Origin of the sequence: Frankia sp. EI5c, assembly GCF_001636565.1 — a bacterium.
In the GTDB taxonomy this organism is placed as follows: domain Bacteria; phylum Actinomycetota; class Actinomycetes; order Frankiales; family Frankiaceae; genus Parafrankia.
Genome location: NZ_LRTK01000006.1, coordinates 80,278 through 95,226 on the forward strand (window position 1 = coordinate 80,278; position 14,949 = coordinate 95,226).

8 protein-coding genes and 10 pseudogenes are annotated in these 14,949 nt (G+C 71.9%); 6 read left to right on the plus strand and 12 right to left on the minus strand.

The features are described 5' to 3' along the window. Window position 1 precedes the first annotated feature (1 nt). Window positions 2-201, minus strand: a pseudogene (locus tag UG55_RS32105) (GIY-YIG nuclease family protein); the annotation flags it as partial. Window positions 202-755: 554 nt separating this feature from the next. On the opposite strand from UG55_RS32105, the gene UG55_RS03815 reads away from it, so the two are divergent. Further along, a complete protein-coding gene (locus UG55_RS03815; protein WP_066062934.1) occupies window positions 756-1,175 on the plus strand; it encodes an SsgA family sporulation/cell division regulator in 420 nt (139 codons plus the stop codon). A gap of 132 nt (window positions 1,176-1,307) precedes the next feature. On the opposite strand, the pseudogene UG55_RS32110 reads toward UG55_RS03815, so the two are convergent. The 4 pseudogenes from UG55_RS32110 to UG55_RS32125 all read right to left on the minus strand — a co-directional run. Further along, window positions 1,308-2,627: pseudogene (locus UG55_RS32110) on the minus strand (ATP-binding cassette domain-containing protein); the annotation flags it as partial. A gap of 1 nt (window position 2,628) precedes the next feature. After that, a pseudogene (locus tag UG55_RS32115) lies at window positions 2,629-2,675 on the minus strand (hypothetical protein); the annotation flags it as partial. A gap of 1 nt (window position 2,676) precedes the next feature. Continuing rightward, window positions 2,677-3,682: pseudogene (locus tag UG55_RS32120) on the minus strand (excinuclease ABC subunit A); the annotation flags it as partial. A 1-nt stretch (window position 3,683) separates the two neighbouring features. Continuing rightward, window positions 3,684-4,211 (minus strand): annotated as a pseudogene (locus UG55_RS32125) (excinuclease ABC subunit A); the annotation flags it as partial. Between the two features lie 484 nt (window positions 4,212-4,695). Between UG55_RS32125 and UG55_RS32130 the strand changes: the two are divergent. Together UG55_RS32130 and UG55_RS32135 are read left to right on the plus strand one after the other, a co-directional pair. Continuing rightward, window positions 4,696-4,991 (plus strand): MBL fold metallo-hydrolase (locus UG55_RS32130; protein ID WP_242423697.1); only part of this gene is annotated, 296 nt, incomplete at its 3' end. Between the two features lies 1 nt (window position 4,992). Beyond that, window positions 4,993-5,364: pseudogene (locus UG55_RS32135) on the plus strand (MBL fold metallo-hydrolase); the annotation flags it as partial. 87 nt (window positions 5,365-5,451) lie between these two features. Here the strand turns inward: UG55_RS32135 and UG55_RS32140 are convergent. From UG55_RS32140 to UG55_RS03840, 5 genes and pseudogenes are all read right to left on the minus strand, one after another. Then, window positions 5,452-6,080, minus strand: a 629-nt coding sequence (locus UG55_RS32140) for a glycosyltransferase family 2 protein (protein WP_396230793.1), incomplete at its 5' end; no start/stop codon positions are given. A gap of 580 nt (window positions 6,081-6,660) precedes the next feature. Further along, window positions 6,661-6,995, minus strand: a pseudogene (locus UG55_RS32150) (tellurium resistance protein TerC); the annotation flags it as partial. Between the two features lies 1 nt (window position 6,996). After that, window positions 6,997-7,163: pseudogene (locus UG55_RS32155) on the minus strand (tellurium resistance protein TerC); the annotation flags it as partial. Window position 7,164: 1 nt separating this feature from the next. Continuing rightward, window positions 7,165-7,728: pseudogene (locus tag UG55_RS32160) on the minus strand (tellurium resistance protein TerC); the annotation flags it as partial. 164 nt (window positions 7,729-7,892) lie between these two features. Continuing rightward, window positions 7,893-9,224 carry a peptidase M50 gene (locus UG55_RS03840; RefSeq protein ID WP_066062955.1) on the minus strand — a complete coding sequence of 444 codons (1,332 nt, stop codon included), beginning with the start codon at window positions 9,222-9,224 and terminating at the stop codon, window positions 7,893-7,895. Window positions 9,225-9,527: 303 nt separating this feature from the next. Between UG55_RS03840 and UG55_RS03845 the strand changes: the two genes are divergently transcribed. The 3 genes and pseudogenes from UG55_RS03845 to UG55_RS32170 all read left to right on the plus strand — a co-directional run. After that, window positions 9,528-11,240: a helix-turn-helix domain-containing protein gene (locus UG55_RS03845; RefSeq protein ID WP_128422833.1), complete on the plus strand. Its 1,713-nt coding sequence runs from the start codon at window positions 9,528-9,530 to the stop codon at window positions 11,238-11,240. A 124-nt stretch (window positions 11,241-11,364) separates the two neighbouring features. Beyond that, window positions 11,365-12,411: DEAD/DEAH box helicase family protein (locus tag UG55_RS32165; RefSeq protein ID WP_242423699.1), on the plus strand; the 1,047-nt coding region annotated here is incomplete at its 3' end. Window position 12,412: 1 nt separating this feature from the next. After that, a pseudogene (locus UG55_RS32170) lies at window positions 12,413-13,491 on the plus strand (helicase-related protein); the annotation flags it as partial. Window positions 13,492-13,559: 68 nt separating this feature from the next. On the opposite strand, the gene UG55_RS03855 reads toward UG55_RS32170, so the two are convergent. Together UG55_RS03855 and coaE are read right to left on the minus strand one after the other, a co-directional pair. Beyond that, window positions 13,560-14,303 (minus strand): trans-aconitate 2-methyltransferase, encoded by a 744-nt coding sequence (locus UG55_RS03855; protein ID WP_066062963.1) that lies wholly within the window; start codon window positions 14,301-14,303, stop codon window positions 13,560-13,562. Window positions 14,304-14,305: 2 nt separating this feature from the next. Continuing rightward, window positions 14,306-14,905 carry a dephospho-CoA kinase gene (gene coaE / locus UG55_RS03860; protein ID WP_066063503.1) on the minus strand — a complete coding sequence of 200 codons (600 nt, stop codon included), beginning with the start codon at window positions 14,903-14,905 and terminating at the stop codon, window positions 14,306-14,308. Between the last annotated feature and the right edge of the window lie 44 nt (window positions 14,906-14,949).

Here is a 14,949-nt window from a genome sequence, read left to right on the forward strand (position 1 = left end):
NACGGAGCAGGCCGTGGTGACCATGTGCTGTGTGCGCGGATGCAGGGTGTGGAGGTCGGCGAAGTAGTTGGCGAGCCGGGCGCGCAGGCTCTTGGCCTTACCCACGTAGATGACCCGGCCGTGCTCGTCGCGGAAGCGGTATACGCCAGGGGTCTCGGGGATCGAGCCCGGCGGGGGCCGGTAGGTCGCCGGATCAGCCATGAACCGAGCCTACGGCCGTCGTCCTCCGACCTGAGCGGTGCCTGCACGTATCCATTTCATCACGCTGAGCATCCAAGATGTCGAGGGCCCCCGAACCTCACCCCGGCGAGCCGCCCCGGGCGCAACGCGAGGCGGCCCGCAAACTACTGGTAAATGACTCGCTTACACTCCGTGACGTGAAGCGGGCGATCCTGACGTGATGACAACGTGGCCTTCCCCTCGCACCCACGCGACCCGGCCTCGCCGGCCCACCAGGAGACACCCCGAGGGCGCTCGCGGACCACATCCGGACACGGGAATCCCCTGAGCAGCAGTGTGCTCCCGCGGGGGCGCCTCACCTTCCGGTCGTCCTGTCGCGAATACGATCTCCCATCCGCCCTCGGTGGCCGCCCGGTCGCCGTATGCTGAATCGGGTCCGGTCGGTGGCATCAGAGCCGGACTGCTGCGACGGTGGACACCAGCCGCAAGGCGGGCCGGCGGCGCGGCGAGGCCGGCGACGCGGCAGGGCCAGCCAGGTGGCGTGGCCGGTGGACGCGAACCAAGGGGGCCGACGCGTGCAGGTGGAGGACGTCACGACGGAGTTCGTCGTCGACGACGCACCGGGGCGCGGGAGGATCACCGTCCTTCAGGTCATCTGGCGCAGCTGCGACCCGCTCGCGGTCGCCCTGGTACTGGTCTCCCGCCCTGATCACCCCGCGTTGCCCCAGGGTCACTGGGTGGCTCCCCGCGACGCGCTGCGGGCCGGGCTCGAGGGCCCGGCGCCGGTGGGCGACGGCGACGTGCGCATCACCCCCGACCCGAGCCGCGGCGGCATCCGGCTGGAGCTGGCCAACGGCGAGCGGCGCTCGGTGGTCGTCCTCGACGCGGCGCCGGTCCGCAGCTTTCTGGACCGCACCGAGCGAGTCGTGCCCGCCGGTGAGGAACACACGGAGGTAGCGCTGGACGCCGTCCTCGACGATCTGCTGCAGACCTGAGCGCCGCGGCACGTTCGAGCGCCGCCGCGGACCTGACGGGCTGCGCGGCCCGCGCGCCGCGGGACCTGGCGGAGTGACCTGGCCCGGGCGCCCGGCGGGGCCTCGGGGCGCCACCACGGGGCCGCCGGCCCGTCAGCCTGCCTGCGCGGAACCCACCAGGCTGCCGTGGCCGGCCGCGGCAGCGGCCGCCCCCCGCCCCGCGAGGATCTCGCGCAGGAACGCCCCGGTGTGGCTCGCGGCCACCGTCGACACGCTCTCGGGCGTGCCCTCGGCGACCACCCGGCCGCCGCCGGTCCCGCCCTCCGGGCCCATGTCGACGATCCAGTCGGCGGTCTTGATCACATCGAGGTTGTGCTCGATCACGATCACGGTGTTGCCCGCGTCGACCAGCCTGCCGAGCACGGCCAGCAGCTTGCGGATGTCCTCGAAGTGCAGGCCGGTGGTGGGCTCGTCCAGCACGTACACGGTGCGGCCGGTCGAGCGGCGCTGGAGCTCCGAGGCGAGCTTCACCCGCTGCGCCTCGCCACCGGAGAGGGTGGGCGCCGGCTGGCCGAGCCGCACGTACCCCAGCCCGACATCGTTGAGGGTGCGCAGGTGGCGGGCGATCGCCGGCACGGCCGCGAAGAACTCGGCCCCCTCCTCGATCGGCATGTCCAGCACCTCGGCGATGTTCTTGCCCTTGTAGTGGACCTCAAGGGTCTCCCGGTTGTACCGAGCGCCCCCGCAGACCTCGCACGGCACGTACACGTCCGGCAGGAAGTTCATTTCGATCTTGATCGTGCCGTCACCGGAGCAGGCCTCGCAGCGGCCGCCCTTGACGTTGAACGAGAACCGGCCCGGCAGGTAGCCACGGACCTTCGCCTCGGTCGTCTCGGCGAACAGCCGCCGGACGTGGTCGAACACGCCGGTGTAGGTGGCCGGGTTGGAACGCGGCGTCCGGCCGATCGGCGACTGGTCGACCCGCACGGCCTTGTCGAGGTGGTCGAGCCCGCTCACCGTGCGGTGCCGGCCCGGCACCTCGCGGGCGCCGTTGAGGTGGTTGGCGAGCACGCTGGCGAGGATGTCGTTGACCAGCGTCGACTTTCCCGACCCCGAGACCCCGGTCACCGCCACGAAGCAGCTGAGCGGGAAGGACACCGTGACGTCACGCAGGTTGTGCTCACGGGCGCCGTGGACGGTCAGTGCCCGGCCCTTGACCGGGGTCCGGCGGACGGCCGGGACCGGTATCTCGCGCCGCCCGGAGAGGTAGGCGCCGGTGAGCGACTCCTCGCTGCCCAGCAGGTCCCCGACCGAGCCGGAGACGACCACGCGGCCGCCGTGCTCCCCCGCGCCCGGCCCGATGTCGACCACCCAGTCGGCGGCGCGGATCGTGTCCTCGTCGTGTTCCACCACGATCAGGGTGTTGCCCAGGTCGCGCAGCCGGACGAGGGTCTGGATGAGCCGCCGGTTGTCNCGCTGGTGCAGGCCGATCGACGGCTCGTCGAGCACGTAGAGCACACCNACCAGCCCGGAGCCGATCTGGGTGGCGAGCCGGATGCGCTGTGCCTCGCCACCGGCGAGCGTGCCGGCGGCGCGGTTCAGCGACAGGTAGTCGAGCCCCACATCCAGCAGGAAGGCCAGCCGGGCGTCGATCTCCTTCAGCACCCGCCCGGCGATGGTCCGCTCCCGTTCGCTGAGCTCCACCTCACGCAGGAAGTCGGCGCACTCCCGGATCGACATCGCCGAGACCTCGGCGATGGAGCGCCCGGCGAGGGTCACCGCCAGCGACTCCGGCTTCAGGCGGGCGCCCCGGCAGGCCGGGCAGGGCACGTCACGCATGTAGCCCTCGTAGCGCTCACGGCTGCTCTCGGACTCCGCGTCGGCGTGCCGCCGCCGCAGGAAGGCCAGCACCCCCTCGAACGAGGTGTAGTAGGAACGCTTGCGGCCGTAGCGGTTGGTGTAGCCGACGTGGATCTCGGTCTCGCCGCTGCCGTGCAGGATGGCCTTGCGCGCGCGCTCCGGCAGCCCCTCCCAGGGGGTGTCCATCCGGAAGCTGAGGTCCTCCGCCAGGGCGCTCAGCAGCCGCTGGAAGTACTCCTTGTTGTGCCCGCCCGACCAGGGCTGGATGGCCCCCTCCGCCAGCGAGAGCGTCGGGTCGGGCACGACCAGGTCGGGGTCGACCTCCTTGCGCGTCCCCAGGCCGGTGCACTCCGGGCAGGCGCCGAACGGCGAGTTGAACGAGAACGACCTCGGTTCCATCTCCTCGAAGGACAGGTCGTCGTACATGCAGGCCAGGTGCTCGGAGTACATGCGCTCGCGGTCGGGGTCGGCCGCGTCCCGGTCGACGAAGTCGAGCAGCACCAGGCCGTTCCCCAGCCGCAGGGCGGTCTCGATCGAGTCGGTGAGGCGGCGCTTGGCCGACTCCTTCACCGCGAGCCGGTCGACCACGACCTCGATCGTGTGCTTCCGCTGCTTCTCCAGCTTCGGCCGCTCGGTGAGCGGCACGACGGTGCCGTCGACCCGCACCCNGGCGAACCCGGAACTCTGCAGCTCGGCGAACAGGTCCGCGTACTCGCCCTTGCGGCCGCGCACGACCGGGGCCAGCACCTGGAAGCGGGTGCCCTCCGGAAGCTCGAGCAGCCGGTCGACGATCTGCTGCGGAGTCTGCCGGGAGATCGGGCGCCCGCACTTCGGGCAGTGCGGGTGACCGACCCGCGCGTACAGCAGTCGCAGGTAGTCGTAGACCTCGGTGATCGTGCCCACCGTCGAGCGCGGATTGCGCGACGTCGACTTCTGGTCGATCGAGACGGCCGGCGACAGGCCCTCGATGAAGTCGACGTCGGGCTTGTCCATCTGGCCCAGGAACTGGCGCGCGTAGGCGGAGAGGGACTCGACGTACCGGCGCTGCCCCTCGGCGAAGATCGTGTCGAAGGCGAGGCTGGACTTACCCGAACCGGACAGCCCCGTGAAGACCACAAGAGCGTCTCTGGGCAGGTCGAGATCGACGTCACGGAGATTGTGCTCACGTGCTCCGCGCACGACAAGACGGTCGGCCATCCTCAGGTCCCTCGTCGTCCTCGGTCGGGTGCCGGCCGCAGGTGAGCCGCCGGACCCGTCCGGCTGGCCGCCCACCGCGCCCAAACGCGCGTTCGAACACAGCCGACGCTACACGCCCCGGACGAACTGCCCGCAACAGCCGTGCCGCCGGAGCCGGGAGGCAACCACGAGGCCCACATCCCCTGCGGCGCCACGCCCACGGCTCCGCCGAGACGCACCGGGGAGTCACCTCCGCCGAACGACGATTCCGGCAGCACCGGCTGTGTGACCTGGCTCTCTCCGACCCGGCGCCCGCTCCGGCCGCCTTCCTCCGGGCGGGGAGACCACACCGAGCAGCGGCCTCGGGACGAGGACACCGCACCGAGACACCGATGAGAATGAGGACGGCCCTCGGGTCGTCAGGCCCGGCCCGTCGCGACCGTGGGGGCTCGGGGCGGCGATCTGCCGGCACAGGTGGTCCACGGACAGATCGAGGAGAACCCTGATGAACATCGGCGCCGGCTACACAGGCGACGTCACCGTCGGCGGGCCCGCGGACATCCGCGAGCTGCCGGACCTCACGATCACCAAGGTTGCGGTCGGCCCGTTCGACAACAACTGCTATCTGCTGCGCTGCGCCGCCACCGGTGAGCAGCTCCTCATCGACGCGGCGAACGAGACGGGCACCCTGCTGCGCCTCGTCGGTGACGCCGGGCTGAGCACCGTGGTGACGACGCACCGGCACGGCGACCACGTCCAGGCCCTCGAGGAGGTCGTGGCCGCGACCGGCGCCCGCACCGTNGCGCACCCGCTGGATGTGCCGGCCATCCCCGTGCCCACCACCGACCCGGTCGGGGACGGCGACGAGGTACGCGTCGGCGAGGTCACGCTGCGGGTCGTGCACCTGGTGGGGCACACGCCCGGATCGGTCGCCCTGCTCTACGACCAGGACGGTGGCGCTCCGCACCTGTTCACCGGCGACTGCCTCTTCCCCGGCGGTCCCGGGAACACCTTCGGCGACGCGGCCGCGTTCAGAACACTGATGGACGACCTGGAGGCGAAGGTCTTCGGTCCCCTGCCCGACAACACGTGGATCTACCCGGGCCACGGAAAGGACACGACCATCGGCGCCGAGCGCCCGCACCTGGCGGAGTGGCGCGCCCGCGGCTGGTAGCCGACGGACGATGCCGGGCCGGCGTCCGCGGGCCAACGGGTCGGCTGCCCCGCGGGTCGGTGGGTGACTGGCCCGCGGGTCGGTGCGTCAGCGGTCGGCCGTCGCCCAGGACGAGGACCGCACCGTCGACCGGGGCGGCGGAACCAGCCCGGTGGCGTCGGTGCCCAGCATGGACTGATCGACGCGCCCGAGGTCACGTCGCCGGGCGGACGGCACCGCGCTCCAGCGCGACCGGGTGGCGGGCTCCCGGTGCGGTTGGGCCAGACCGGCGACGAGACCGGCCAGGATACGCGCGCCGCGCCGGGCGTCGTGGGTCCGGCCGGCGGCAAGCTTGCGCGCCGTGAGCACGACGAGCTGCGCCGCGTGCACTGCGAGCCAGCCCCGCCCCACCTCGTCACGGTGCCGCTGCGCGTAGATGACCGCGGATCGGCCGAGCTCGGCATACAGCAGCGCGGCTCGGCCCACCGTCCCGCCGCCCACGTGGGTGACCCGGCAGCGGTCATCGGCCCAGTGGATGACGCCGCCGTCCGCGCGCAGCCGCGCGAACAGATCGGTCTCCTCGTAGTACATCCAGTAGGACGGGTCGAATCCGCCCAGCCGGAGAAAGGCGTCGGTCCGGATGCCGAAGAAGGCCCCGACCGGGTAGCGGAGCTCGGGCCAGCGGGCCACCGCCGCGGCCTCGCCGCGCACCGCGGTGTACGCGCTGGTGCGGACGTNCGGCAGGACGGCCGTGCCCCTGCCCGCTAGGCCGCTCTCGGCCCGCAGTGGGAATCCCACCGCGTCTGCCCCGGCGGGTACGGAGCCCAGCAGGTCGGGCAGCAGGGCGCACGTCTCGGCGGAGATGGTCACGTCACTGTTCACCACGAGAATCCACCCGGGAACCTCGCTGGTCGGCGGGCGGCGGTCCCGCTCGGCGGCGAGGGACTTCCGCACGGCTATGTTCACCGCTGTCCCGTATCCGACGTTCCCGTGCCCTTCGTGCACTTCCACCCCGGCTGGCAGGTCCTCGTGCATCGCGTCGCTCCGGTTCTCCACCAGCGTCACCCGACCGCCGGCGATCCCGGACAATGCAGTCAGAAGGCTCCGTAGTTGGGGCGATCCACCGTAGGAAACAACGACTGCCAGGAAGGTCTGCATAGTCCGCCTTGGAGGAGGAGGTCGCGGATTGGGGCTTCTCGGAAGATCCCGGAGATGCCGAAACACTAACGTGCGCGCGCCGCTGTCGCACAGAAGACAATCGGCGCGTCGCCCAGTCATTAGTTCCTATCAATCATTGCGAGGGATCGCGGCGGTCGATCAGCGGCCGCGGTGGCCGGCACCGGACGACCCGCCCGTTCTGGACGCGCCGCCGCTGTCAGCCGCCGCGCCGCTGTCAGCCCGGTCACCGCCGTCAGCCCGGTCACCGCCGTCAGCCCGGTCACCGCCGTCAGCCCGGTCACCGCCGTCAGCCGCGCTCACGGGCGGCGCCGTCGTCAGGGACCAGATGACCGAGACGGCCAGCACCACCGCGATCACCGACAGGGACAGCCAGACAGACATGTGCCAGACGTCGGTCAGCAGCATCTTGACACCGATGAACGCGAGGATGACGGCCAGTCCGCTCGCGAGGTGGTGGAACTTCTCCAGCAGCCNGGAGAGCAGGAAGAACAGCGACCGGAGTCCCAGAATGGCCAGGGCGTTGGCGGAGTAGACGATGAAGGTCTCGTTGGTCACGCCGAGCGCGGCGGGCACCGAGTCGAACGCGAACAACACGTCGGCGGTCTCGATCGCGACCAGGACCGCGAGCAGCGGCGTGGCCANCAGGACCCCCGAGCGCCGCAGCAGGAAGTGCTGCCCCTCGTAGGTGTCCGTCACCGGAATCACCTTGCGCAGCAGCCGGACCGCCCGGCTGTTGCCCGGATCCATGTCCACACCACCGCCCTGCACCATCTTGAAGGCGGTGTACAGCAGGAAGGCACCGAAGATGTAGATGACGAAGCTGAACTGCTCCAGCAGGGCGATGCCGGCGGCGATGAACAGGAACCGCAGGACAAGTGCTCCCAGAACCCCGTAGAACAGCACTCTGTGCTGATATTCGCGCGGGACCTTGAAGTACGAGAAGATCAGCGCGAAGACGAAGAGGTTGTCAACCGAGAGACTTTTCTCCAGCAGGTACGCCGAGGTGTACTCGCCAGCGGCGACCGGGCCCTGCCAGGCCCAGATGACGAAGGCGAAGGCGATTCCGAGCGAGACCCACCCGACACTCCACCACGCGGCTTCACGGAAGCCGATTACGTGCGCCCGGCGATGCGCCAGGAGGTCGATCGCCAAAAGCAGGAGCAGACCGCCGACGAAGGCGGCCCAGGCCCAGATTGGTACATGCACGAAATTTCCTCCGAATGTCTTCCGGACTCAGTTTCAGTAAAGGTGGGCAGTTCCCGCGCACGGCCGATCGCACGGCAGGGCTGATCCGCAGGATGATGTGTGCTCTGACCGGCCGGGCTCCGTTGCCATCAGCCGGCCAGAGCGGGTACGGGGATGGACCAAGGTCAGCGGTTCCGGCCGAAGCCGGCCGGGAAGACGACCCGGCCGCGCAGGGGTGACGTCTCGAGAGCTCGGGTGATCTCCCCGGGGCCCACCGTGCCGACCATTTCCGGCACACCGTCCGGGCCGTCCCGCAGGACCACGATCACCCCGGCCGCCGGCCGCTGCGCCAGCCGCGAGGTCACGCTCGCCAGCGGCTCGTCCGGCCGGGCGACGGCGACCCGCTCCAGCGGGATGGCGACCCTGGTGACGCGAGCCAGGCCCCGGTCGTCCGCGGGAACCGCCGCGAGGTCACGCAGCAGTGCCACCCCGACCAGCGGCCCCGCGAAGTCCCGCACCGCGAAGACCGAGCGGCCGGACGGGAGCGCGACCTCGTCCAGCGCGTCGGAGATCGTCTGCCAGGCCGGCAGCGGCGGCGGCGCGGGGACCATCACGTCCCGCACGAAGACACCGCTCAGTGCGGTACTGGCCTTCTGCTGCGCCTGAGCGAGCCGCGAACTGCCCAGCGCGAGCCAGCCGAGCAGCACGGCCCACAGGCCGACCAGGCCGATCAGGAACGACGCCACGATCCCGACGACGATCAGAGTCCACCCGGTGATGACACCCGCGCGGGCCACGGCGGCCGCGGCCGCGTCCTCGTCCCCGGTTCGCCGCGCCACCCTCGCCGCGAGCATCCGCCCGCCCGCGCTGCGCGGGGCGGGCAGCAGGTCGACGATCGTGATGAGCAGGGCGAAGGTGCCGACCCACAGTGCGACCTCACCCAACAGCTCCAGGGTGCCGCCGGGAGCGAGTGCGCCGGCGGCGACGAGGACGGCCCCCGCCAGTGCGGTGACCACGAGCCCCGCTCGGGCGATGGCTCCGTCGGCGGCCGTGTCACCCGAGGCCGGGGTCAGCGGGTCACGCGCGGTGGACGCGGTGGACGCGGAACGGCGCCCCGTCCCGGCCGGCGCCTGATCCCGCGGGTCGAGGTGCCACGGCTGGTCACCGCCCGGCGTCGGTCCGATACCGGTGCCGCCGCCACCGGTGCCGCCGCGCCTCGCCGCGGGCGCCAGGGCGAGCCGGCTGCCGAAGGCGCCGATCGTGATCATGGTGACGGTGATCCCCGACCGGCGAGCCGCCGCGGCCCGCGCGAGGTCAGCCGCCAGCAGGATCGCGACCAGCAGGCCGGCCCCGATCAGACCACCGCTGAAGTAGGCGAAACCCGGCCGGTCCGGGACCATGGCGGGCAGGGTGAGTGCGGCCAACACCACGGTGACGACCGCTACGGACACGAAAAGACCCGGGCGCACCACGATCGGTGGATGCGCGGAACGGCGCGGGCCGGTCTTCGTGAACATGTCGCGGGTGGATCCTTTCCCTTTCACAGCTGTCACTTCCGTCCGGGCTGACTCGCCTGCGAGAGATCTCCGAGCCGGTACCCGAGGCGGCGGGGCACGCCCACGGCCGCCCGGGAACGGAACGGCTCCGGGCCGGGCCCGGCCGCGTTCCGCAGCCACCCGTCGCGGGTGCGCCGAACGCTCTCACCAGGCTTAACGTTCAGCCTGCCCTTCGCCGTCCCGGCAGACACCGTCCGGAGTCCGCGACTTTGTCTACGATTTCCTTGCCGATACTCGGCAGCCGAACGGGGGTGGCAGCCAGTCGTGACAAGCGCCGACCGACGTCCTGGATGGCCCGTGCAGGACCACGACCAGCCGGCCGGGCTGCCGGGCACGAGCCTCACCCGGCTCCCGCGGGCCGCCGTGCTGGCAGCGGCCGACGCCCGCCTGCACGCCGGTCTCCTCGGGGACTACCTGGACGTCCTCGCCTCCGCCGCGGACAGCGGCCGGCGCCTGTCCCGAGCCGAGCTCGACACCTTCCGCGCACTCGGCCAGGCCGCGGCCGAGTCCGGCGCCTCGCTGCCCGCGCTCGTCGATCTCTATCTCTCGGCCACCTGGCGGATCTGGCCGTCGCTGCCGACGGTCCGGCAGGCCGACCGGACCGCCCGCGACCTCGACCGCGTCACCCGCGGCCTGGACCGGACGGCGAGCGACCCACAACCACGCGACCCACAGCCACGCGACCCGAGTGGCGCGCCGACCGCGGGTGCCGTCGCACGCACCCGGGCGGCCGCGTCCGCGGTCCTGCGGGCCAGTGACGACGCGGTCGCGGCGGTGTGCGAGGGCTACGAGCGGGCCAGGACGGCCCGGGCGCGCTCGGAGGAGGCGCTGCGTCGCGAGCTGGTGGACGACCTGCTGACCGGCACCTCGGAACTGGGGCCGCTGCTGGAACGGTCAGCCGCCTTCGGCCTGCGGCTGGAGGCCGGGCATGTGGTCCTCGTGGCGGCCGGGAACAGGCGCTTCCTCGATGGCCGCGCCGTGGTCCGCTCGGTCGAGGAGGCGCTGCGCGAGCACTGCCCGACGGAACCGCTCGTCGCGACCAAGGACGGCCTGCTGGTCTGTGTCGTACCGCAGGAGACCGACCTGACCCTGCCCATCGCCCCGCTCCCGGCGATCGGTCCGGGCTCGCCGGACCGGCCCGGCGGCCCAAACCCGTTCGACAGCCCGGACTTGTCCGACGGAGGAGTCGCGTCCGAGGTGCCGGACGAGACCACCCTGCCGGACGAGACCACCGCGACGGACGAGGACGGCGGAACGGACGGGGTGGTCCGCTCGGGGGTGGTCACGGCGAAGACTCTTCCGGGGCGGACACCCGCCGCCCACACCCGTGCGGACGGAGGTTCCGGTCACCCCCGGATCGACCGTTCCGCACCGGACCGGGCGGCCTCGCGGCCCACGCCCCCCAGAGGGCGGCGGCGGATGGACCAGCACGGCCCTGACGGCATCGGCTTCACCCCGCTCCCCGCGTTCGCAGCCTCCGGTTCGCTGCCGTCCGCGGCGATCCGGGCCATCACCGGGCGGCTGGCGACCGAACCGGAACTGGTCTGGCGGCTGGGGGTCAGCCGGGCCCGCAGCGGCGTCGCCGGCGTGCGCATCGGCTACGACGAGGCCCGCAACGCCGTCGAGCTCGCCGGGCGGATGCGCCTGGACGGCCAGGTGGTGCACACCGACGATCTCCTGATCTACAAGGTTCTGCTGCGTGACCGGGAACCGCTGGAGGAGCTCGTCGACACGGTGCTCAGCCCGCTCCGGGCGGCACGGGGAGGCGCGCGGCCGCTGATCGAGACGCTCGACGCCTACTTCGCCACCGGCGGCGTGGCGCTCGCGGCCGCCCGGCGACTGCACCTGTCCGTGCGGGCGCTCACCTACCGGCTGGACCGGATCCATGTGCTGACCAGGCATGACCCGACCTCCCCGACCGACCGTTACGTGCTGCAGACCGCCGTGCTCGGGGCGCGGCTGCTCGGCTGGGAGTAGGGCCGGAGCCGACTCCCGGAGCCGACTCCNGGGGCCGACTAACGGGGCCGCGTCCGAGTGCCCGAGCCGGGGGTGGCAGGCGGCCGTCGGGAAACTGTCGGAGGCGTGTGGTGTTCTGGGACTCGTGAGCACAACGTTCGAACGCCCCACGACGGACATCCAGCGCTCGGCGGCACCGTTCCGGGTCGTCTCGGAGTTCGAGCCTGCCGGTGACCAGCCGGCGGCGATCGACGAGCTGGCCCGGCGGGTGCAGGCCGGCGAGAAGGACGTCGTGCTCCTCGGCGCGACGGGTACCGGCAAGTCGGCGACGACGGCCTGGCTGGTGGAACGCCTCCAGCGCCCCACGCTCGTCATGGCGCCGAACAAGACCCTCGCCGCCCAGCTGGCGAACGAGTTCCGCGAGCTGCTCCCGCACAACGCCGTCGAGTACTTCGTGTCGTACTACGACTACTACCAGCCCGAGGCGTACATCGCGCAGACGGACACCTACATCGAGAAGGACTCCTCCATCAACGAGGAGGTCGAGCGGCTGCGCCACTCGGCGACGATGAGCCTGCTGACCCGGCGGGATGTGATCGTCGTCGCCAGCGTGAGCTGCATCTACGGGCTGGGGACGCCGCAGGAGTACATCGACCGGATGGTGAAGCTGCGGGTGGGTGACGAGTACGGGCACGAACGGCTGCTGCGCCGGCTGGTGGACGTCCAGTACGGCCGCAACGACGTCGCCTTCACCCGCGGGACGTTCCGGGTGCGCGGCGACACCGTCGAGGTGTTCCCGGTCTACGAGGAGCTCGCGGTCCGGGTCGAGATGTTCGGCGACGAGATCGAGCGCCTCTCCTATCTGCATCCGCTCACCGGGGACGTCGTGCGCGAGGTCGAGGAGATCTTCGTGTTCCCCGCGACGCACTACGTCGCCGGGCCTGAGCGCATGGAGCGGGCGATCACCGGCATCGAGGCCGAGCTCGCCGAGCGGCTCGCCGAGCTGGAGGGCCAGGGCAAGCTGCTGGAAGCGCAGCGGCTGCGCATGCGGACCACCTACGACATCGAGATGATGCGCCAAGTCGGCTTCTGCTCCGGCATCGAGAACTACTCCCGGCACGTCGACGGCCGGGCCGCCGGCACTCCGCCGCACACCCTGCTGGACTACTTCCCGGACGATTTCCTGCTGGTCNTCGACGAGTCGCACAACACCGTCCCGCAGATCGGCGGGATGTACGAGGGCGACATGTCCCGCAAGCGGAACCTGGTGGACCACGGCTTCCGGCTGCCGAGCGCCGTCGACAACCGCCCGTTGCGCTGGGAGGAGTTCCTGGAGCGGATCGGGCAGACGGTCTACCTCTCGGCGACTCCCGGCCCGTACGAGCTCGGCCGCGCCGCCGGCGTCGTGGAACAGATCATCCGGCCGACCGGCCTGCTCGACCCGGAGATCGTCCTCAAGCCCACGAAGGGCCAGATCGACGACCTCGTGCACGAGATCCGCCAGCGCGCCGAGCGCGACGAACGGATCCTCGTCACCACGCTGACCAAGAAGATGGCCGAGGATCTCACCGACTACCTGCTGGACCTCGGCATCCGGGTGCGGTACCTGCACAGCGAGGTCGACACGCTGCGCCGGGTCGAGCTGCTCACCGACCTGCGCCGCGGCCAGTTCGACGTCCTGGTCGGCATCAACCTGCTGCGCGAGGGCCTCGACCTGCCCGAGGTGTCGCTCGTCGCGATCCTCGACGCGGACAAGGAGGGCTTCCTGCGCTCGAGCAAGTCACTGATCCAGACCATCGGGCGGGCCGCCCGCAACGTCTCCGGCCAGGTCCACATGTACGCGGACACCATCACCCCGTCGATGCGCCAGGCGATCGAGGAGACCAACCGGCGCCGCGAGAAGCAGATCGCCTACAACACCGAACGCGGCCTCGACCCGCAGCCGCTGCGCAAGAAGGTGGTGGACATTCTCGACGACATGGTGCGCGAGTCCGCGGCCGGGGAGATGATCGGCGGTGGCGGGCGGGCTCAGTCCCGGGGCAAGGCCCCGGTTCCCGGCATGAAGTCGAAGGGCGGCGGCGCGGTCGGCCGGTACGCCGCCGAGCTCGCCGGGATGCCGCGCCACGAGCTGGCCCAGCTCATCCGCCAGCTCGACGACCAGATGCACGAGGCGGCCAAGGAGCTGCAGTTCGAGCTGGCGGCCCGGCTTCGCGACGAGGTCAACGAGCTGAAGAAGGAGCTTCGCGGCATGGAGGCCGCGGGGATCAACTGACCGGCCCCGGGTCGGTCAGTGCGGTTCGGTTCGGTCTGCCCGCCCGGGTTCGATCCGCCCACCCGGCATCAGTCCGCCCGCCGGGCGCCGGCCTCCAGCCGGACGTAGTCGATCACCGGCGCCGGCAGGCGCCGGGCCACCTCGTCGACGAACGCGGCCCGCTCGTCGGCGCCCAGCCGGCCCAGGTGCGCGCCGAGCACGACCGTCTCCAGGTAGGAGTGCAGGGCGGAGGGCTCGGCGAAACGCGCGGTGTCGGGGCGCAGCGCCACCTCCACGTCGACGAAGCCGGCGGCCTCCAGCCGTCGCCCCGTCTCGGCCGGCGTGGCGAAGTTCCACGCCCTCGGCGGTTCTCCGAGCACGTCCGCCAGCGCCTTTTCCACGGCGGCGATGTTGCCGTGTCCGCCGAACTCCAGCGACAGCCTGCCGCCGGGCCGCAGCACGGCCGCGAGATTGTCGAACACCCGCTGATGGTCGTCGATCCAGTGCAGGACGGCCACGCTCAGCACGGCATCCACCGGGCCGGGAACGGGGAGCGGTTCCCGCAGGTCGGCGGCGAGGACGGTGAGCCGCTCCCCCGCGTCGGGCAGGCGTGCGCGCAGCTGGTCGAGCATGGTGGCCGACGCGTCGACGGCGAGCACCCGCCCCCGGGGCAGCGCCGCCAGAAGCGCGGCTGTATCCCGGCCGGTGCCGCACCCGGCGTCGAGCACCGTCTCGCCGCCGTCCAGTGCCAGGCGAGCGAGGGCGCGGCGGCCCCACAGCTCGTGCGGGAGCACCAGGCTGTCGTAGCTGACCGCGTCCCATTCCCAGGCCACGGTCAGGCTCCGGCCGCCGCGTCCCGCCGCTGGAGGAGCTCCAGCCAGACCTCCGCCACCCGCGCGCGCAGATCATCGAGCGACCCGCTGTTGTCGATGAGGATGTCGGCCACCGCACGCCGTTGCTCGTCGCTCGCCTGGGCCGCCATCCGGGCCTCCGCCTGCTCACGCGGCAGGCCACGCCGGGCCAGCCGTTCCAGCCGGAGCTCCCGCGGCGCCTCCACCACCACGATCAGGTCGTAGCCGGGACGTGGTCCGGACTCGACGAGCAGCGGGATGTCGTGGATCACGACACCGTCGGCGGGAGCCGCGGCGATCCGCCGGGCCATCTCCGCCCGGATCAGCGGGTGGGTGATCGACTCCAGTTGGCGGCGGCTGTCGACGTCCGCGAAGACGATCCGGCCCAGCGCCTCGCGGTCGAGGGCTCCGTCCGGCCCCAGCACCGTCGGGCCGAAGGCCGCCGCGACCGCGGCCAGCCCCGGGCTGCCCGGCTCGACGACCTCCCGGGCGATCCGGTCGGCGTCGACCAGCCAGGCGCCGTGCGCCACCAGGCATTCCGACACCGCGCTTTTCCCCGAGCCGATTCCGCCCGTCAGACCCACCGTCAGCACGAGGCGAGTCTGCCAGGAACGCACCGGCGGGGCGT

Bases quoted from the DNA above. Each gene is read 5' to 3' on its own strand.
- UG55_RS03840 (WP_066062955.1), bottom strand. From the start codon at position 9,224: ATGTTCACGAAGACCGGCCCGCGCCGTTCCGCGCATCCACCGATCGTG.